Here is an 18425-nt window from a genome sequence, read left to right as displayed (position 1 = left end):
CGGCGGGGCCGCCCCGCGGGTAGCGCAGGCCCCCGAGGGGGTGGTAGACGCGGCGGGGGTGCCGCGCGAGGGGGGCCGGGGGGGCGGGCTGGGGGCCCGGCTCGTCGATCGGCCGGGGCCGCAGGACGGCCGTCTCGTGGTAGGCGGTGGCGTGCCGCAGCCGCTCGAAGTAGACCTCGCCGGAGGCCGGGAAGTAGACGTCCACCGGGTGGGGGACGCGGTCCAGGTTGATCCGCTGGATCACCCCGGCGAGGCCCAGGCAGTGGTCGCCGTGGAAATGCGTGACGGCGATCCGGGTGATCTGGGTGGCCGAGACGCCGGCCAGCAGCATCTGCCGCTGGGTGCCCTCGCCGGGGTCGAACAGCAGGCCCTCGCCGTCCCAGCGGAGCAGGTAGCCGTTGTGGTTGCGGTGCCGGGTGGGCACCTGGCTGGCGGTGCCGAGGACGACGAGTTCGCGCTGTGACACGTAGGTCAGACCATGCTCTCGGTCATCGGCTTGCCGCCGAGCACGTGGACGTGGGCGTGGAAGACCGTCTGGCCGGCGCCGGCGCCGGTGTTGAAGATCAGCCGGTAGTCCTCGACGCCCTCGTCCCTGGCCACCGCGCCCGCCTCGGCGAGGAGTTCACCGGCGATCTCCGGCTCGGCGGCGGCCAGCGCGGCGGCGTTCGGGTAGTGGACGTGCGGGATGACCAGGACGTGCAGCGGCGCCTTGGGGGCGATGTCGCGGAAGGCGAGGACGCGCTCGGTCTTGCGCACCACGGTCGCCGGGATCTCGCCCGCAACGATCTTGCAGAACAGGCAGTCGGGCTGCGGCTCGCCGGCCATCGGCTTCTCCTCGGTTCGTGTCTGGTCTGGGGCCGTACGGGCGCAGCCTAGCGGGAAGTCGGCCGGGCCGACCTCCCGTTCGGCTGCTCTCCCGCCCGCCGAGGGCGACGGGGGCGCGCCCTACGCCCAGGGCATCGGCGGGGCCGTGCGGGGCGGGGCCGCGGCGAGCGCGGCGAGGGCGATCCGCACGCCCTCGGCCAGCTGCGGGTCCTCGCCGGCGGCCCACTGGTGCGGGGCCATCGGCACCTCGACGTCCGGGTCGACGCCGTGGTTCTCCACGCCCCAGCCGTAGTTCTCCAGCCAGTACGCGTACTTGGGCTGGGTGACGAGGGTGCCGTCGACCAGGTGGTAGCGGCTGTCGATGCCGATCACCCCGCCCCAGGTGCGGGTGCCGACCACCGGGCCGATGCCGAGCGTCTGGATGACGGCGTTGACGACGTCGCCGTCCGAGCCGGAGAACTCGTTGGCGAGCGCGACGACCGGCCCGCGCGGGGCGTCGAGGGGGTAGGGCACCGGGTGGTCGGTGTCCCGGATGGCGTTCCAGCCGACGATCCGGCGGGCGAGCTTCTCGATCACCAGCTGCGAGGTGTGGCCGCCGCGGTTCTCCCGGACGTCGACGATCACGCCGTCCCTAGCCAGCTCCACGGCCAGGTCCCGGTGGATCTGGGCCCAGCCGGCCGACTGCATGTCGGGGATGTGCAGGTAGCCGAGCCGGCCGCCGGACAGCTCGCGCACCGCGGCCCGCCGCCCGGCCACCCAGTCGTGGTAGCGCAGCGGCTCCTCGTCGGCGATCGGGACGACCACCGGGTGGCGCTGGTCGGTGCCGTCCTTGCCGGCCACGGTCAGCTCGACCGGCTGCCCGGCGGTGCCGGCCAGCAGCGGGGCCGGGCCGGTGACCGGGTCCACCGGGCGGCCGTTGACGGCGAGGACCGCGTCGCCCGGGCGGATCGCGGCGCCGGGCGCGGCCAGCGGCGAGCGGGCCCGGGGGTCGGAGGACTCGCCGGGCAGGATGCGGGCGATCCGCCACCGGTCGCCGTCCCTGGCGAGATCCGCGCCGAGCAGGCCCTGGCGCCGAGCGGGCTCGGTGTACCGGCCGTACGGGACGACGTAGGCGTGCGAGGTGCCGAGTTCGCCGTGCACCTCCCAGAGCAGGTCGACCAGGTCGTCGTGCGAGCCGAGGCGTTCCACGAGCGGCCGGTAGCGGTCCAGCACGCCGGCCCAGTCGACGCCGCCGAGGTCGGGGCGCCAGAAGTTGTCGCGCATCAGGCGGCCGTTCTCGGCGTACATCTGCCGCCACTCGGCGGCCGGGTCGACGGTGACCCGCAGCCGGGTCAGGTCGACGCCCACCTCGTCGTCCTCGCCGCCCGCCTTGTGCTCGGCCGGGACGATCCGCAGCTCGCCCCCGTCCAGCACGGCCACCCAGGTGCCGTCCCCGCTGACCGCGAAGCCGTCCACGCCGTGCACCAGTTGCTCGACGCGGCGCTTCTTCAGGTCGAAGCGCTCCAGCACCGGCCGGGGCCGCTCGTCCTCGGGCGAGGCCGCCTCGTCGCCGAGTTCGCCGAGCAGCGGGGCGCGGGTCCACAGCACGCCGTCCTTGGCGGCCCTGAGCGCGTCGAACCGGCCGCCCTCGACCGGGAACGGGACGATCCGGTCCGCGATGCCGTCCAGGTCGACCCTGGTCACCGGCGCGGCGTCGCCGGCGGCCTCCTCGCCGTCCGCCTTCCTGCCGCGCGGCTCGTCCTCCTCCCCGCCGAGCGGGCGCCCGGCCCGCTGCGGCCCGAACGGGGACGGCGTGTCGGCGGCCAGCGTGATCAGGTACGGGCGGCAGCCGTTGGGGAACGACAGGTCGAAGACGTGCGAGTCGTAGACCGGGTCGAAGTTGCGCACCGACAGGAACGCCAGGTAGCGGCCGTCCGCGGTGAAGGCCGGCGAGGTGTCGATGAAGCGCTCCTGGGTGACCTCGCCGACCGTCCGGGTCGCCAGGTCGGCCAGCACGATCTGGCGCAGCGAGTACGGGCCCAGCCGGTGCACCGGCCGCGACCAGGCCAGCCAGGCCGAGTCCGGGCTGAAGGCCAGCCCGCCGACCTCGCCGTCTGCGCTGCGGTCCAGCTCGTGCACGGTGCCGTCGGCGAGCGCGACCAGCAGGACCCGGCCGTCGTGCACGCCGAGCGCGGCCTGCCTGCCGTCCGGGGACACCGCCAGGGAGTTGACCCGGCCGATCCGCCCGGCAGCCAGCCGGCGGCGCTCGGCGCCCTGGGCGTCGGGGGCGAACTCCAGCGCGTCCTCGCCCTCGGCGTCGGACACCCACAGCACGCCCTGGGCGCCGTCCTCGCCCGGCACCACCCGGGCCAGCCGCCCGCGCACCCCCGGGGTCTCGTCCAGCACCCGGGCCGGGCCCTCGCGGTGGGTCAGCCAGTGCACGTCGCCGCGCACCACCACGGCGCCGGCCCGGCCGGTGCGGTCGGGGGCGGCGGACTCCAGCCAGTGCGCGGCGTGCACCGGGCGGGGGCGGCGGCCGCTGCGCGGGCCGGCCAGCCGGATGTCGAGGCGGCGGGGCGCGGCTCCCGCCAGGTCGTCCAGCAGCCAGACGTCGCCGGCCCGGTGGAACACCGCCCGGGTGCCGTCGGTGCCGGCGTTGCGGGCGTAGAAGCCGTCCGGGTCGGTGGTGTGGCGGCGCAGGTCGGAGCCGTCCGGGAGGCTGGAGTAGAGCTCGCCGACGCCCTCGTGGTCGGAGAGGAAGGCGATCCGCTCCCCCACCCACAGCGGCGAGTCGAGCTGGCCGTCCAACTCCTCGTGGACGCGGACGAATTCGTCCCGCCCGATCCACAACTTGCCCGCCCGGCCGCCCCGGTAGCGCTTCCACCAGGCCGGCTCGCGGTTGTTGACGGTGCCCAGCAGCACGCGGTCGCCGCCCGGCTCGAAGGCGAGCCCGCCGACCGGCCCGTACGGCAGCCGCACCGACTCGCCGCCGTCCAGCGGCACGGCGTGCGCCCAGCTGCGGCGCAGGGTCGCCTCACCGGCGGTGGTGAGGGCGATCGGGCGCCCGTCGGCCGTCCAGCCCCGCACCTCGGTCTGCTCGCTGCCCCAGTGGGTGAGCCGCCGGGACGGCCCGCCGTCCACCGGCACCACGTGCACCTCGGGCGCGCCGTCCCGGGTGGAGGTGAAGGCGATGTGCCGCCCGTCGGGGGCGAACCGGGGGTACCGGACGGGCAGGTGATCGGCCGTCAGCCGCCAGGCCCGGCCACCGTCCAGCGGGGCCAGCCAGACGTCGTCCTCGGCGACGAAGGTGACCAGGTCACCGTGCAGATGGGGGTGGCGCAGGTAGGCGCCCGCAGAGGTGCTCAGGGGTTCCGTCACGCGGTCAGCGTAGGCACGCGCGCGCACGGCGCGGGCCGGTTCGGACAGACTCCGACCGCACGGGCGGGCCGGCTACGACCAGCGGCCGGTGCGCCCCAGCAGCAGGGCGCCGGCGGCCACCCCGGCGGTGGAGGTGCGCAGCACCGAGGGGCCCAGCCGGTACGGCCCGGCGCCCGCCTCGGCGAACGCGGCCAGCTCCTCCGGGGAGACCCCGCCCTCCGGGCCGACCACCAGCACCACGTCCCCGGCCGCGGGCAGCGCGGCCAGCGCCAGCGGCTCGGCGCCCTCCTCGTGCAGCACGGCGGCGAACGCGGCCTGGGCCAGCAGCGGCGCCAGCTGCCGGGTGGTCGCCGGCTCGCGCACCTCGGGGAAGCGCAGCCGACGGGACTGCTTGCCGGCCTCCCGGGCGGTGGCCCGCCACTTGGCCAGCGCCTTGGCGCCCCGCTCGCCCTTCCACTGCGTGATGCAGCGCGAGGCGGCCCACGGGACGATCACGTCCACGCCGACCTCGGTCATGGTCTCCACCGCGAGCTCGCCGCGGTCGCCCTTGGGCAGCGCCTGGACGACGACGATCCGCGGCGCCGGCTCGGGCTCCCGGCGGACGGCGGCCACCGTGACGTCGATCGCGTCCTTGCCGAGCACCGTAGCGACCGTCCCGTCCACCCCGAGGCCCAGCCCGTCGGCGAGGGTCACCGCCTCGCCCGCCGCCAGCCGCTTCACCGCGGCCGCGTGCCGCCCCTCCGGCCCGTCGAGGCGCACCACGGAGCCGGGCGCGGCGGCGGCGATCCGCTCGGTCTCGACGACGAAGACGGGGGCGGTCATGCGGGGAACCTCCGGGGGGTGGGGCGGATCGGGAACGCGAAAGGGGCGCCGGGCAGAACCCGGCACCCCCGCGCGGACGGCCAGGGCCTGGCGGCCCGGGCTGGGTCCTAGGGCCTAGCGGCCGTTGAACGCGTCCTTGAGGCGCGAGAACAGGCCCTGCTGGCCCGGCGCGAACTGGCCGGACGGCCGCTCCTCGCCGCGCAGCACCGCGAGCCGGCGCAGCAGCTCCTCCTGCTCGGGGTCGAGCTTGGTGGGCGTCTGCACCTCGACATGCACTATCAGGTCGCCTCGTCCGCCGCCGCGCAGGTGCGTGATGCCGCGGCCGTGCAGCGGGATCGACTGGCCGGACTGGGTGCCGGGCCGGATGTCGAGCTCCTCCAGCCCGTCCAGGGTCTGCAGCGGCACCTGGGTGCCGAGGGACGCGGCCGTCATCGGGATGGTGACGGTGCAGTGCAGATCGTCCCCGCGCCGCTGGAAGACGGTGTGGGTCGTCTCGGCGATCTCGACGTACAGGTCGCCGGCCGGGCCGCCGCCGGGGCCGACCTCGCCCTCGCCGGCCAGCTGGATCCGGGTGCCGTTGTCGACACCGGCCGGGATCTTGACCGTCAGGGTGCGCCGGGCGCGGACCCTGCCGTCGCCGGCGCACTCCGGGCACGGGGTCGGCACGACGGTGCCGAAGCCCTGGCACTGCGGGCAGGGCCGGGAGGTCATGACCTGGCCCAGGAACGACCGGGTGACCTGGGACACCTCGCCCCTGCCGCGACACATGTCGCAGGTCTGCGCGGAGGTGCCGGGGGCCGCGCCCTCACCGCTGCACGTGGTGCAGGTGACGGCCGTGTCGACCTGGAGTTCCTTGGTGGTGCCGAAGGCGGCCTCCTCCAGGGTGATCTCCAGCCGGATCATGGCGTCCTGGCCGCGGCGGGTGCGCGAGCGCGGGCCGCGCTGGCCGGCCGCGGCGCCGAAGAAGGCGTCCATGATGTCGGAGAAGCCGAAGCCGGCCGCCCCCGCGCCGAAGCCGCCCGCGCCCCCGCCGCCCGGCGAGAGCGGGTCACCGCCGAGGTCGTAGACCTGGCGCTTCTGCGGGTCGGAGAGCACCTCGTAAGCGGCGTTGATCTCCTTGAACCGCTCCTGCGTCTTCGGGTCCGGGTTGACGTCCGGGTGCAGTTCGCGTGCCAGGCGTCGGAAGGCCTTCTTGATCTCGTCCTGCCCCGCATCCCGTCGGACGCCGAGTACCGCGTAGTAGTCCGTGGCCACCAAATGCTCCGCTTGTTCCGCCTGTAGTAGTGCTGCGACTGGACACCGCCGTCAGAGGTTCCGACGGCGGCCTGTGCTACGACTCGGCCAGGATCTGGCCCACGTACCGCGCCACCGCACGCACCGCCCCCATTGTGCCCGGATAGTCCATCCGGGTCGGACCGATCACACCCAGTTTGGCCACGCTCTCGTCGCCCGAACCGTAACCGACCGACACCACCGAGGTGGAATTCAGCCCCTCGTAGGCGATCTCCCGCCCGATCCGGACCGTCATCGCGGCGTCCGCCGTCTCACCCAGGAGACGGAGCAGGACGACCTGCTCCTCCAGGGCTTCCAGCACCGGCTGGATGGTCAGGGGGAAGTCGTGCCCGAAGCGGGTCAGGTTGGCCGTGCCGGCCAGCATGATCCGCTCCTCGTTCTGCTCGGCGAGCGCTTCGAACAGCGTCGCCAGGACCGTGCTGACGGTCGGGCGGTCCGGCGGCTCGAAACCCGCCGGGAGCTCCTCCAGGAACCCCGGCACGTCCGGCAGCCGCTGGCCGACGGCCCGCGCGTTGATCCGGGCCCGCAGGTCCGCCAGGACCGTCTCGCCGACCGGGCCCGGGCAGTCGACCATCCGCTGCTCGACCCGGCCGGTGTTGGTGATCAGGACCAGCATCACCTTGGTCGGGGCCAGCGCCACCAGCTCGATGTGCCGGACGGTGGACCGCGACAGCGAGGGGTACTGCACCACCGCGACCTGCCGGGTGAGCTGGGCGAGCAGCCGCACCGTCCGCATGACCACGTCGTCCAGGTCGACGGCGCCGTCCAGGAAGTGCCGGATCGCCCGGCGCTCGGGGGCGCTCATCGGCTTGACCTCGGCGAGCTTGTCGACGAACAGGCGGTACCCCTTGTCGGTGGGGATGCGCCCGGCGCTGGTGTGCGGCTGGTGGATGTAGCCCTCCTCCTCCAGCGCCGCCATGTCGTTGCGCACGGTCGCCGGGGAGACTCCGAGGTTGTGCCGCTCCACCAGGGCCTTGGAGCCGACCGGCTCCTCGGTGCCCACGTAGTCCTGGACGATCGCGCGGAGCACGGCGAGCTTGCGGTCGTCCAGCTGGCGAACCTCACCGGCCATGGGGCACACACCTCCGTCTTCGCACGTTGTCCGTTCGTGTCACGCATGCTGCTGCCCGCTCCGGGAGGATCCCGGCTCCGGCACCCGCTTTGGCACTCTGAACCTGCGAGTGCCAAAACCGTACCTGCCAGTGTAAGGCCCGGGCCCAACGGCAGGAACGGCCCGGCCGGAGTGATCCTGCCCGCAGTTCCCGGCGCGGGGGTGGTGCCGCAGGGCCGTCCGGGTGGCAGCATCGAAGACGACGGCGAATGGAGGAGCAAGCAATGTCGAGCTCGGGCCAGCACACCCGTTTCGCGCCCGACCGCGGCCTGACCGGCCGCATGGTCGTGACGATGTTCGTGATCGGGCTGCTGTACGTCGGTTTCACCGGTCTGCTGATCGTGCTGCTGCGCGGCGCCTGGCCACTGATCGTCCTGATCTCCGGCGGGCTGTTCGTGGCCCAGTTCTGGTTCAGCGACAAGATCACCGAACGGGCCATGGGCGCCCACCAGGTGACCCCTGAGCAGTACCCGCAACTACACGGCACCATCGACCGGCTCTGCGCGCTGGCCGACATGCCCAAACCCCGGGTGGCGGTCGCCGACAACGACATGCCGAACGCCTTCGCCACCGGCCGCAACCCGCAGAACGCCGTGGTGTGCGTCACCACCGGCCTGCTGCGCCGGCTGGAGCCCGAGGAACTGGAGGGCGTCCTCGCCCACGAGCTGTCCCACGTCGCCCACCGGGACGTCGCGGTGATGACCATCGCCGGCTTCCTCGGCGTCCTCGCCGGGGCCATGACCCGGATCGCCATGTACGGCGGGTTCATGGGCGGCAACCGCAACAACAACGACCAGAACGCGGCCATCGTCGCCCTGATCATCCCGCTGGTGTCGATGGTCGTCTACGCCATCAGCTTCCTGCTCACCCGGCTCCTGTCCCGCTACCGGGAACTCGCCGCCGACCGCGCCGCCGCCCAGCTCACCGGCCGGCCCAGCGCCCTCGCCTCCGCGCTCACCAAGGTCACCGGCCAGATCGCCGCCATCCCCAGCAAGGACCTGCGCCAGGCACAGCCCTACAACGCCTTCTACTTCGCCCCCGCGCTGAGCGCCCGGGAGACCGCCTCGCAGCTGTTCTCCACCCACCCGACGCTGGAGAAGCGGCTCGCGGAGCTGGCGAAGATCTCCGAGCAGCTCGGCCGCTGAGGCCCCGGCCCCCTGCGGCCCTCCCGCCCCCCTGGCTCCTCCCGACTCCCTCCCCCGAAAGGACCGCCGTGGGAATCCTGGACACCCTGTTCGGGCGCACCAAGCCCGTCAAGCCCGACCTCGACCAGCTGTTCGGCGTCCCGTCCGCCGCCCTCACCCTGGAGGCCGCGGCCGGGTTCACCCCCACCGGGCTCGGCTCGGTCTGCTTCGCCGCCGTCGAGGGCGCGGCCTTCGGCCAGGTCGAACAACAGGTGCGGGCGCTGCTCGACGCCGACACCGAGCGCGGCGGCGTCCCGGTCGAGGCCTCCAAGGACGGCTACGGCTACTCCTGGCTGCTCGCCCGGCACACCCCCGAGGAACTGCCGGACCTGGTCAACGACCTGCACGCGGTCAACAGCGAGCTGGAGGCGAACGGCTTCGGGCCGCAGCTGCTCTGCTCGCTGGTCGGCTTCCGCAACCCGGACGGGCAGTCGCTGGCCCTGGTCTACCTCTACAAGCGCGGCACCTTCTACCCCTTCGCCCCGATGCCCGGCGGCGGGGAGCGGCGCAACAGCCCGCTGGAGCTCCAGGTCAACGCGACGCTCGGGAACGACCTGCGGCTGGAGAAGGACCTCAGCCGCTGGTTCCCGGTCTGGGGCGCGCCGGGCCTCTGACGGTCCGTCCGTATAGTCGCTTTCATGCACAGCCGCCAGTACGGACCCGACCTGACCCCGCCGTGGAAGAAGCAGCAGCCCGCCCCGGAGGTGACCGCCGAACGGGACCTGGTGGTGGAGGAGGCCGCCACCGGCTTCTGCGGCGCGGTGGTGCGCTGCGAGAAGACCGCCGAGGGCTTCACCGTCACCCTGGAGGACCGCTTCGGCAAGCTCCGGGTGTTCCCGCTGGTGCCGCACGGCTTCCTGCTGGAGGGCCGGACGGTCACCCTGGTGCGCCCGGCCGGCCCCGCCCCTTCCCGCGCGCCGGGCCGCACCGCCTCCGGCTCGGTCGCCGTCCCCGGCGCCCGGGCCCGGGTCGCCCGCGAGTCGCGGATCTACGTCGAGGGCCGGCACGACGCCGAACTGGTCGAGCGGGTCTGGGGCGACGACCTGCGGATCGAGGGCGTGGTCGTCGAATACCTGGAGGGTGTGGACGACCTGCCCGCGATCGTCGCCGACTTCGCCCCCGGCCCGGGCCGGCGCCTCGGCGTCCTGGTCGACCACCTGCTCCCCGGCACCAAGGAGCACCGCATCGCCGCCCAGGTCACCGGCGACGCCGTCCTGGTCGTCGGCCACCCGTACATCGACATCTGGCAGGCCGTGAAGCCCGCCTCCGTCGGCATCCCCGGCTGGCCCGCCGTCCCGCGCGGCGAGGAGTGGAAGGAGGGCGTCTGCCGCCGCCTCGGCTGGCCGGTGAACACCCCCGCCGCCTGGAAGCGGATCCTCTCCACGGTGGACAGCTACAAGGACCTGGAGCCGGAACTGCTGGGCAAAGTCGAGGAGTTGATCGACTTCGTGACGATTCCGGAGTGAGGTCGGTCAGACGTACTGCTGAAAGTCCGTGGTGTCCAGATCGATATCGAGCAGGCCGATGGGGACGGGCTCCCCGAACTTACTGGTCCGCTCGGACATGTACCTCGGGAGCCCGGACCCGGGGTGCTTGCCCAACTCGGTCAGCAGCACGCAGACCCCCTTGATCGGGTCCACGATCAGGTACGCAGGAACGGTGCCCTCGGCGTAGAGCTCCCGCTTGGTCCGGTAATCACGATCGACGCTGGTCTTCGACACCACCTCGACCACCAGGGTGACGGCAGGCGACGGCAGCAGTCGTCCGTGCTCCTCGACCGCCCCGCGTTCGAAGACGACCAGGTCGGGCTGGGGTTCGCTCGCCTGGCCGGGGATCCTCAGGTCCTGGGTCGTGAGCGGACGCCACCGGCCGTACGGAAGCTGGTGCTGAATCGCCAGGACGATGAGGTTGTGGACCATGTCAGGCCCCGCCATCATCACGATTTCCCCCCTGATGAGCTCGGCCTTGACGCCTTCCGGCACCTCCAGGTTCTCGAAGATCCCGGTCATCCGATCATCGATGGCGGTCATCGCACGCTCCCTCCGACGGCTGACACCCACGCTAACGAATGTCAGTCCACCAGGTCACGTACGACCGCGTCGGCGAGCAGGCGGCCCTGGAGGGTGAGGACGGCGCGGCCCCCGGCGTACGGCTCGGCGGCGAGGAGGCCGTCGGCGAGGTGGCGGGCGGCGGCGTGGCGGCCGGTGTCGGTGAGGAGGGTGAGCGGGATGCCCTCGGCGAGGCGCAGTTCCAGCAGGATGCGCTCGACCCGGCGGTCCTCCTCGGCGAGCACCTCGCGGCCCAGGGCGGGGGTGCGGCCCTCGGCGAGGGCCTGGGCGTAGGCGGCGGGGTGCTTGGCGTTCCACCAGCGGACGCCGCCGACGTGGCTGTGCGCGCCCGGGCCGGCGCCCCACCAGTCGGCGCCGGTCCAGTACAGCTCGTTGTGGCGGCAGCGGCCCTCGGGGGTGGTGGCCCAGTTGGAGACCTCGTACCAGGTGTAGCCGGCGGCGCTGAGCGCCTGTTCGGCGATGAGGTAGCGGTCGGCGTGCACGTCGTCGTCGATCATCGGCAGTTCGCCGCGCTTGACCCGGGCGGCGAGCTTGGTGCCGTCCTCGACGATCAGGGAGTACGCGGAGACGTGGTCGGGCCCGGCGCCGATGGCGGCGTCCAGGGAGGCGCGCCAGTCGTCGTCGGACTCGCCGGGGGTGCCGTAGATGAGGTCCAGGTTGACGTGGTCGAAGCCGGCGGCGCGGGCCTCGGCGACGCAGGCCTCGGGGCGGCCGGGGGTGTGGTGGCGGTCGAGCAGCTTCAGGACGTGCGGGCGGGCGCTCTGCATGCCGAAGGAGACCCGGTTGTAGCCGCCCTCGCGCAGTTCGGCCAGGTAGGCCGGGTCGACGGACTCCGGGTTGGCCTCGGTGGTGACCTCGGCGCCGTCGGCGAGCCCGAACTCCTCGCGCAGCGCGGCGAGCATCTTCACCAGGTCGCGAGCGGGCAGCAGGGTGGGGGTGCCGCCGCCGAGGAAGACGGTCTGCACCGGCAGGTCGACCGGGCCGAGGACCTGGCGGGCCAGCCGGATCTCGGCGACCACGTTGTCCGCGTAGGTCTCCTGGGAGGCGACCGCCCCGGAGGAGCGCAGTTCGGTGGCGGTGTAGGTGTTGAAGTCGCAGTAGCCGCAGCGGCTGGCGCAGTAGGGCACGTGCAGGTAGAAGCCGAACGGCCGCTGCCCGAGACCGGTGCGGGCGGATGCGGGCAGGGAACCGTCGGACGGCACCGGTTCGCCGTCGGGGAGTGCGGAGGGCATGACCCCATTGTCCCGTACGGCTCACCCGAACCGGTGAGCCGTACGGGGGCGGGGCCGATCAGGCCTCGTTGGCGCCCGCGTACATCGCGGTGACGGCGTCCGCGTAGGTCCGCTCGACCACCGGGCGCTTGATCTTCAGGCTCGGGGTGAGCTCGCCGTGCTCGATGTCGAGATCGCGCGGCAGCAAGTGGAACTTCTTGATCGTCTGCCAGCGCTGGAGGTCGGCGTTGAGCCGCTTGACGAAGCCCTCGATCAGCTGGTGCACCTGCGGGTCGGCGGTCACCTCGGCGTAGGACTTGCCCTTCAGCCCGTGCTCGGCGGCCCACGGCATGATGACCGCCTCGTCCAGGCCGATCAACGCGGTGCAGAAGTTGCGGCCGTTGCCGATCACGAGGATGTTGCTGACGAACGGGCAGACCGCCTTGAACCTGCCCTCGACCTCGCTGGGCGCGACGTACTTGCCGCCGGAGGTCTTGAACAGGTCCTTCTTGCGGTCGGTTATCCGCAGGAAGCCGTCGGGGCCGAGCTCACCGATGTCCTCGGTGTGGAACCAGCCGTCGGCCTCCAGCACCTCGGCGGTCTTCTCGGGCAGGTCGTGGTAGCCGCGCATGACGCCGGGGCCGCGCAGCAGGATCTCGCCGTCCTCGGCGATCCGGACCTCGGTGCCGGGCAGCGGGCGGCCCACGGTGCCGATCCGGATGTCCTCCTCACGGTTGACGCAGGAGCCGGCGCTGGTCTCGCTGAGGCCGTAGCCCTCCAGGATCGGCACGCCGGCGCCGAGGAAGAAGTAGCCGATCTCGGGCGCGAGCGCGGCGCTGCCGGAGACGGCGCCGCGCAGCCGGCCGCCGAAGGCCGCGCGGATCTTGGCGTAGACCAGCTTGTCGGCCAGGCCGTGCTGGAGCCTGAGGCCCAGCGGGGCGGTGCCGGCACCGGTGGCGATCCGGCTCTCCTGGACGGCGCGGGCGTGCTCGCGGGCGACCTTGGCGGCCCACCGGAAGATCTTGTACTTGGCACCGCCCTCGGCCCGGGCCCGGCCGGCGATGCCGTTGTAGACCTTCTCGAAGATGCGCGGCGCCGAGGCCATCACGGTCGGCCGGATGACCGGCAGGTTGTGGATGATCCGGTCGACCCGGCCGTCCACGGCCATCACGTGGCCGGTGGCGATCTGGCCGGAGATCAGCGTCTTGCCGAACACGTGCGACAGCGGCAGCCACATGAACTGGACGTCGTCGGAGCGCAGCAGCCCGCTGGCCTCCTGGGCCCGGGCCTCGTACGCCCAGCAGTCGTGCACCAGGCGCACGCCCTTGGGGCGGCCGGTGGTGCCGGAGGTGTAGATGAGGGTGGCCAGCTGCTCCTTGTCGAGCGCGGCGACGGTCTTCTCGACCGCGTCCGGGTGCTGCTCCAGGTACTCGGCGCCGCGCTGCTCCAGCTCGGCGAGAGTGAGCACGGTGAGGACGTTCAGGCCCTCGGCCTCGGGGGTACTGGCCTCTGGGGCGCCCGCCTCGGCGGCATCAGTCCCAGCGGCGTCACTCCCGGCGGCGTCGGCCTCGGGGGCGTCGGCCTCGGGGGCGTCGGCCTCGGGGGCGCCCGCCTCGGGGGCGTCGAAGAGGATGACGGTCCGCAGCTCGGGCAGCTGTCCGAGCTGGTCGACGGCCTTGGCGAGTTGGGCGGAGTTCTCCGCGAACAGCGCCCTGGAACCGGAGTTGGAGAGGATGAACGCGGTCTCGTCGGCGTTGGTGCTGGGATAGACGGTCGTGGTGGCGGCACCCGCGCACATGTTCCCGAGGTCGGCGATGATCCATTCGAGCCGGGTGGAGGAGGCGAGCGCCACCCGGTCCTCCGGCTGGATGCCGAGCGCCATCAGCCCGGCGGCCACCGCCTTGACCCGGGCCGCGGTCTGCGCCCAGGTCAGCGAGCGCCACTGCTCGGCGCCGGGGGCGCTGTCCGCGGCGTGCTCGTCGACCGGGGCCGGGTAGCGGTAGGCCTCGGCGTTCGGGGTGGCGGCGACCCGCTCCAGGAAGAGGTGGGCGACGGAGGCGGGACGCCCGGCGACCAAGTCGGCACTGCCGGAGTCGATCAGGGACTGCGCGGAACTCAACGAGGACCTCCGGGGGCGGGTGGCCGTCTGAGGGATGGTTTCGGCGCCCGTGGGGGGCGGTCGCCGGGCCCCCGGTCAACCCTGGCGATACCGGCGAGTAACAAGGGGGCAATCAGCAGCCTAGGGGGAAACCGGTCATTCCGTAAGAGGGCGAGGCCCGGCCGGCACACCACCGCGCCACCGGTGCCCGACGACGACTCCGCCCCGCGCCCCGGTGAACCCGGGCAATCGGGCCCGCCGTACGGTTCGGCAAAGGACTGGGCAAACCTGCGATCCACAACTCGTGAATCTCCTGTACGAGTCCACCAAAGAACGAGAATCGGGATGCGAATCCACCCGTCGACGACAAGAGTGTGCCAGTGCTGATCAGACTTCTCAGGGCGTACCTGCGCCCGTACTCCCGACCGATCGCGCTGCTCGTGGGGCTCCAACTGGTGTCCACCCTGGCGGCGCTCTACCTGCCGACGCTCAACGCCGACATCATCGACGACGGCGTGGTCAAGGGCGACACCGGCTACATCCTGCAAGTGGGCGGGGTGATGATCGGCATCACCCTGGTCCAGGCGCTCTGCTCGATCGGCGCCGTCTACTACGGATCCCGCACCGCCATGGCCTTCGGCCGGGACGTCCGCGCCGCCGTCTTCGACCGGGTGCAGAGCTTCTCCGCCCGCGAGGTCGGCCAGTTCGGCGCCCCCTCGCTGATCACCCGCACCACCAACGACGTCCAACAGGTCCAGATGCTGGCCCTGATGAGCTTCACGCTCATGGTGGCCGCCCCGATCATGTGCGTCGGCGGCATCATCATGGCCCTCAACCAGGACGTGCCGCTGTCCGGCCTGCTGCTCGCGGTCATCCCGCTGCTCGGCGCCGTCGTCCTCCTCCTGGTCCGCTCGCTGCGCCCCAAGTTCCGCAGCATGCAGACCCGGATCGACACCGTGAACCGGGTCCTGCGCGAGCAGATCACCGGCATCCGGGTCATCCGCGCCTTCGTCAAGGACGACCACGAGCAGGCCCGCTTCGCCAAGGCCAACGGGGACCTCACCGACACCGCCCTCCAGGTCGGCCGGCTGATGTCGTTCATGTTCCCGGCCGTGATGCTGGTCGTGAACGTCTCCAGCGTCGCCGTGCTCTGGTTCGGCGCCCACCGGATCGACAACGGCGGCATGCAGATCGGCGCGCTCACCGCCTTCCTCTCCTACCTGATGCAGATCCTGATGAGCGTCATGATGGCCACCTTCATGTTCATGATGGTGCCGCGCGCCGAGGTCTGCGCCGAGCGCATCGAGGAGGTCCTCGGCACCTCCTCCAGCGTCGTCCCGCCCGCCGCGCCGATCACCGAGGTGCTGCGCCGCGGCAACCTGGAACTGCGCGACGTCGACTTCCGCTACCCCGGCGCCGAGGCCTCGGTGCTGCGCGGCATCGCCATCACCGCCCGCCCCGGCGAGACCACCGCCGTCATCGGCTCCACCGGCAGCGGCAAGTCCACCCTGCTCGGACTCGTGCCCCGGCTGTTCGACGCCACCTCCGGCCAGGTCCTGCTCGACGGCGTCGACGTGCGCGAACTCGCCCCCGAGACGATCGCCGAGAGCGTCGGCCTCGTCCCGCAGAAGCCCTACCTGTTCTCCGGCACCGTCGCCAGCAACCTCCGCTACGGCCGGCCCGACGCCACCGACGAGGAACTCTGGCACGCCCTGGAGATCGCCCAGGCCAAGGACTTCGTCGAGGAACTGGCCGAAGGCCTGGACGCCCCGATCGCCCAGGGCGGCGGCAACGTCTCCGGCGGCCAGCGCCAACGCCTGGCCATCGCCCGGGCCCTGGTCCGCCAGCCCGACGTCTACCTGTTCGACGACTCCTTCTCGGCGCTCGACTACGCCACCGACGCCAGGCTGCGCAAGGCCCTCGCCCGCGAGACCTCCGACGCCACCGTGCTGATCGTCGCCCAGCGCGTCTCCACCATCCGCGACGCCGACCGGATCATCGTCCTCGACGAAGGCGCGGTCGTCGGCACCGGCACCCACCACGAACTGATGGCCGACAACCCGACGTACCGGGAGATCGTGCTCTCCCAGCTCACCGAGCAGGAGGCGGCGTGACCACCCCCGGCAAGCCCGACGCGGACACCAGGACCGCGGACACCGCGACAGCGGACCCCGAGGCCGCGGACACCAGAACCGCGGACCCCGAGACCACGGACACCACACAACCCGACCCGGACACCAAGGCCGCGGACCCCGCCGACGAACTGCCCAGCGACTCGCAGGCCGCCGCCGCCCGCCGCGGCCCCGCCGGACCGGGCCGCTTCATGGGCGGCCAGGGCACCGAGAAGTCCATGGACTTCAAGGGCTCCGGCAAGCGGCTGCTCGCCCTGCTGCGCCCCGAACGCAACCTGATCTCCGGCGTGCTGGCCCTCGGCGTGCTCAGCATCGGCTGCGCCGTCACCGGCCCCAAGGTCCTCGGCAACGCCACCGACCTGATCTTCGCCGGCGTCGTCGGCGCCCGCTTCGAACCCGGCACCTCCAAGGCGCAGATCGTCGAGGGGCTGCGCGCCCACGGCGAGAGCGGCGTCGCCGGCCTGCTCTCCTCGGTGGACTTCACCCCCGGCCAGGGCATGGACTTCGGCGCCATCGGCACCGTCCTGCTCTGGGTGCTGGTCATCTACCTCGCCTCCGCCCTGTTCGGCATCGTCCAGGGCCGGCTGGCCACCACGGCGATCCAGCGGGCCGGCTACCGGCTGCGCCAGGACGTCGAGGCCAAAATCGCCCGACTGCCGCTCAGCTACTTCGACAAGCAGCCGCGCGGCGAGGTGCTCAGCCGGGTCACCAACGACATCGACAACATCAGCCAGTCCATGCAGCAGACCATGGGACAGGTCGTCAACTCGCTGCTCACCGTGGTCGGCGTGCTGGCGATGATGTTCTGGATCTCCCCGCTGCTGGCGACGATCGCCCTGGTCTCGGTGCCGCTGTCGGTGGTCGTCGCCGCCAAGGTCGGCAAGCGGGCGCAGCCCCAGTTCGTCCAGCAGTGGAAGTCCACCGGCCAACTCAACGCGCACATCGAGGAGATGTACACCGGCCACACCCTGGTCAAGGTGTTCGGCCGCCAGCGCGAGTCCGCCGAGACCTTCCGCGAGCACAACGAGGCGCTGTACACCTCCAGCTTCCGGGCGCAGTTCATCTCCGGGATCATCCAGCCCGCGATGATGCTGATCGGCAACCTGCAGTACGTGCTGGTCGCGGTCGTCGGCGGCCTGCGGGTGGCCAGCGGCGCGCTGTCCATCGGCGACGTGCAGGCGTTCATCCAGTACTCGCGGCAGTTCAGCCAGCCGCTCACCCAGGTCGCCAGCATGGCCAACCTGGTGCAGTCCGGGGTCGCCTCCGCCGAGCGCGTCTTCGAACTGCTGGACGCCCCCGAGCAGACCCCCGAACCGGCCGTGTCCGAGCGGCCCGACACCATCCACGGCCGGGTCGCCTTCCAGGACGTGTCCTTCCGCTACGACCCCGAGAAGCCGCTCATCGAGGACCTCTCGCTCAAGGTCGAACCCGGCCAGACCGTCGCCATCGTCGGCCCCACCGGCGCCGGCAAGACCACCCTGGTCAACCTCCTGATGCGGTTCTACGAGGTCAGCTCCGGGCGGATCACCCTCGACGGGGTCGACGTCTCCGCGATGTCCCGCGAGGAACTGCGCTCCGGCATCGGCATGGTGCTCCAGGACACCTGGCTGTTCGGCGGCACCATCGCCGACAACATCGCCTACGGCGCCCAGGGAGCCACCCGCGAGCAGGTCGTCGAGGCCGCCAAGGCCGCCCACGTCGACCGCTTCGTGCGCACCCTGCCGGACGGCTACGACACCGTCATCGACGACGACGGCGCCGGGGTCAGCGCGGGCGAGAAGCAGCTGATCACCATCGCCCGGGCGTTCCTCGCCCAGCCGTCGATCCTCGTCCTGGACGAGGCGACCAGCTCCGTCGACACCCGCACCGAGGTGCTGATCCAGCGGGCCATGGCCCGGCTGCGCACCGGCCGCACCAGCTTCGTGATCGCGCACCGGCTCTCCACCATCCGGGACGCCGACGTGATCCTGGTGATGGAGAACGGCTCGATCGTCGAACAGGGCTCGCACGACGAGCTGATCGCCGCGCACGGCGCCTACGCGCGGCTGTACCAGGCGCAGTTCGCGGAGGCCGTGGCCGAGGTGGACTGACCGTCACACACCGCCGGTGCCGAGCCGGGGCGGGCCCGAACCGCCCCGGCTCCTCGTCCGCGGCGCGCTGCGGCGGGGAAGCTGCGGCGGCCCGCTCCGGTGGAGAGAACGAGGAGGGGGCCGGGGGGGGGGGGGCCCCCCCCCCCCCCCCCCCCCCCGGGGGGGGGGGGGTTGGGGGGGGGCCGCGCGGGCGGGGGCGCCGCCCGCGGGGAAGCGGCCGCGCGGGGCCCCCC

The 18425-nt window shown here is 72.8% G+C and carries 14 protein-coding genes; 5 read left to right on the top strand and 9 right to left on the bottom strand.

Annotation, left to right across the window (positions count from 1 at the left end; translation table 11 throughout):
• The 6 genes from ACFV6I_RS14595 to hrcA form a co-directional block, all read right to left on the bottom strand.
• Window positions 1–466, bottom strand: a 466-nt coding sequence (locus ACFV6I_RS14595; protein ID WP_380425440.1) for an MBL fold metallo-hydrolase, incomplete at its 3' end; no start/stop codon positions are given.
• A 5-nt stretch (window positions 467–471) separates the two neighbouring features.
• Window positions 472–825 (bottom strand): histidine triad nucleotide-binding protein, encoded by a 354-nt coding sequence (locus ACFV6I_RS14590; RefSeq protein WP_063347520.1) that lies wholly within the window; start codon window positions 823–825, stop codon window positions 472–474.
• A 120-nt stretch (window positions 826–945) separates the two neighbouring features.
• Window positions 946–4182, bottom strand: a complete 3237-nt coding sequence (locus ACFV6I_RS14585; protein WP_380425438.1) for a PDZ domain-containing protein — start codon at window positions 4180–4182, stop codon at window positions 946–948.
• Between the two features lie 72 nt (window positions 4183–4254).
• Window positions 4255–5004 carry a 16S rRNA (uracil(1498)-N(3))-methyltransferase gene (locus tag ACFV6I_RS14580; RefSeq protein WP_380425436.1) on the bottom strand — a complete coding sequence of 250 codons (750 nt, stop codon included), beginning with the start codon at window positions 5002–5004 and terminating at the stop codon, window positions 4255–4257.
• 114 nt (window positions 5005–5118) lie between these two features.
• A complete protein-coding gene (dnaJ, locus tag ACFV6I_RS14575; RefSeq protein ID WP_063347522.1) occupies window positions 5119–6258 on the bottom strand; it encodes a molecular chaperone DnaJ in 1140 nt (379 codons plus the stop codon).
• A gap of 76 nt (window positions 6259–6334) precedes the next feature.
• A complete protein-coding gene (gene hrcA / locus ACFV6I_RS14570; RefSeq protein ID WP_063347523.1) occupies window positions 6335–7369 on the bottom strand; it encodes a heat-inducible transcriptional repressor HrcA in 1035 nt (344 codons plus the stop codon).
• 263 nt (window positions 7370–7632) lie between these two features.
• On the opposite strand from hrcA, the gene htpX reads away from it, so the two are divergent.
• The 3 genes from htpX to ACFV6I_RS14555 all read left to right on the top strand — a co-directional run bounded on the left by htpX (window position 7633) and on the right by ACFV6I_RS14555 (window position 10058).
• Complete coding sequence (gene htpX, locus ACFV6I_RS14565; protein WP_063347524.1) at window positions 7633–8553, top strand: zinc metalloprotease HtpX; 921 nt, start codon at window positions 7633–7635, stop codon at window positions 8551–8553.
• A gap of 68 nt (window positions 8554–8621) precedes the next feature.
• The gene (locus ACFV6I_RS14560) at window positions 8622–9206 is read left to right on the top strand and encodes a hypothetical protein (protein WP_363369929.1); all 585 of its coding nucleotides are present in this window, start codon (window positions 8622–8624) and stop codon (window positions 9204–9206) included.
• Window positions 9207–9230: 24 nt separating this feature from the next.
• A complete protein-coding gene (locus ACFV6I_RS14555; protein WP_380425434.1) occupies window positions 9231–10058 on the top strand; it encodes a DUF3097 domain-containing protein in 828 nt (275 codons plus the stop codon).
• Window positions 10059–10064: 6 nt separating this feature from the next.
• On the opposite strand, the gene ACFV6I_RS14550 is transcribed toward ACFV6I_RS14555, so the two are convergent.
• From ACFV6I_RS14550 to ACFV6I_RS14540, 3 genes are read right to left on the bottom strand one after another with little or no spacing between them, the layout of a single operon-like run.
• Complete coding sequence (locus tag ACFV6I_RS14550) at window positions 10065–10622, bottom strand: Uma2 family endonuclease (RefSeq protein WP_380425432.1); 558 nt, start codon at window positions 10620–10622, stop codon at window positions 10065–10067.
• Between the two features lie 41 nt (window positions 10623–10663).
• Window positions 10664–11893, bottom strand: a complete 1230-nt coding sequence (gene hemW, locus ACFV6I_RS14545; protein WP_380378505.1) for a radical SAM family heme chaperone HemW — start codon at window positions 11891–11893, stop codon at window positions 10664–10666.
• Window positions 11894–11951: 58 nt separating this feature from the next.
• Complete coding sequence (locus ACFV6I_RS14540; protein WP_380425430.1) at window positions 11952–13991, bottom strand: AMP-dependent synthetase/ligase; 2040 nt, start codon at window positions 13989–13991, stop codon at window positions 11952–11954.
• 359 nt (window positions 13992–14350) lie between these two features.
• On the opposite strand from ACFV6I_RS14540, the gene ACFV6I_RS14535 reads away from it, so the two are divergent.
• Complete coding sequence (locus ACFV6I_RS14535; protein WP_063347530.1) at window positions 14351–16084, top strand: ABC transporter ATP-binding protein; 1734 nt, start codon at window positions 14351–14353, stop codon at window positions 16082–16084.
• A 209-nt stretch (window positions 16085–16293) separates the two neighbouring features.
• On the top strand, window positions 16294–18192 hold the full coding sequence (locus ACFV6I_RS14530; protein WP_380425450.1) for an ABC transporter ATP-binding protein: 1899 nt from the start codon (window positions 16294–16296) through the stop codon (window positions 18190–18192).
• Window positions 18193–18425: the final 233 nt, after the last annotated feature.

The organism is Kitasatospora sp. NPDC059803, from assembly GCF_042732255.1.
Classification (GTDB): domain Bacteria; phylum Actinomycetota; class Actinomycetes; order Streptomycetales; family Streptomycetaceae; genus Kitasatospora.
Note: the sequence above shows the minus strand (reverse complement) of the source record. Positions and strands in the feature narration are given on the sequence as shown.

Bases quoted from the DNA above. Each gene is read 5' to 3' on its own strand.
- ACFV6I_RS14590 (WP_063347520.1), bottom strand. From the start codon at position 825: ATGGCCGGCGAGCCGCAGCCCGACTGCCTGTTCTGCAAGATCGTTGCG.
- ACFV6I_RS14580 (WP_380425436.1), bottom strand. From the start codon at position 5,004: ATGACCGCCCCCGTCTTCGTCGTCGAGACCGAGCGGATCGCCGCCGCC.
- hrcA (WP_063347523.1), bottom strand. From the start codon at position 7,369: ATGGCCGGTGAGGTTCGCCAGCTGGACGACCGCAAGCTCGCCGTGCTC.
- htpX (WP_063347524.1), top strand. From the start codon at position 7,633: ATGTCGAGCTCGGGCCAGCACACCCGTTTCGCGCCCGACCGCGGCCTG.
- ACFV6I_RS14555 (WP_380425434.1), top strand. From the start codon at position 9,231: ATGCACAGCCGCCAGTACGGACCCGACCTGACCCCGCCGTGGAAGAAG.
- ACFV6I_RS14550 (WP_380425432.1), bottom strand. From the start codon at position 10,622: ATGACCGCCATCGATGATCGGATGACCGGGATCTTCGAGAACCTGGAG.
- hemW (WP_380378505.1), bottom strand. From the start codon at position 11,893: ATGCCCTCCGCACTCCCCGACGGCGAACCGGTGCCGTCCGACGGTTCC.
- ACFV6I_RS14530 (WP_380425450.1), top strand. From the start codon at position 16,294: ATGGGCGGCCAGGGCACCGAGAAGTCCATGGACTTCAAGGGCTCCGGC.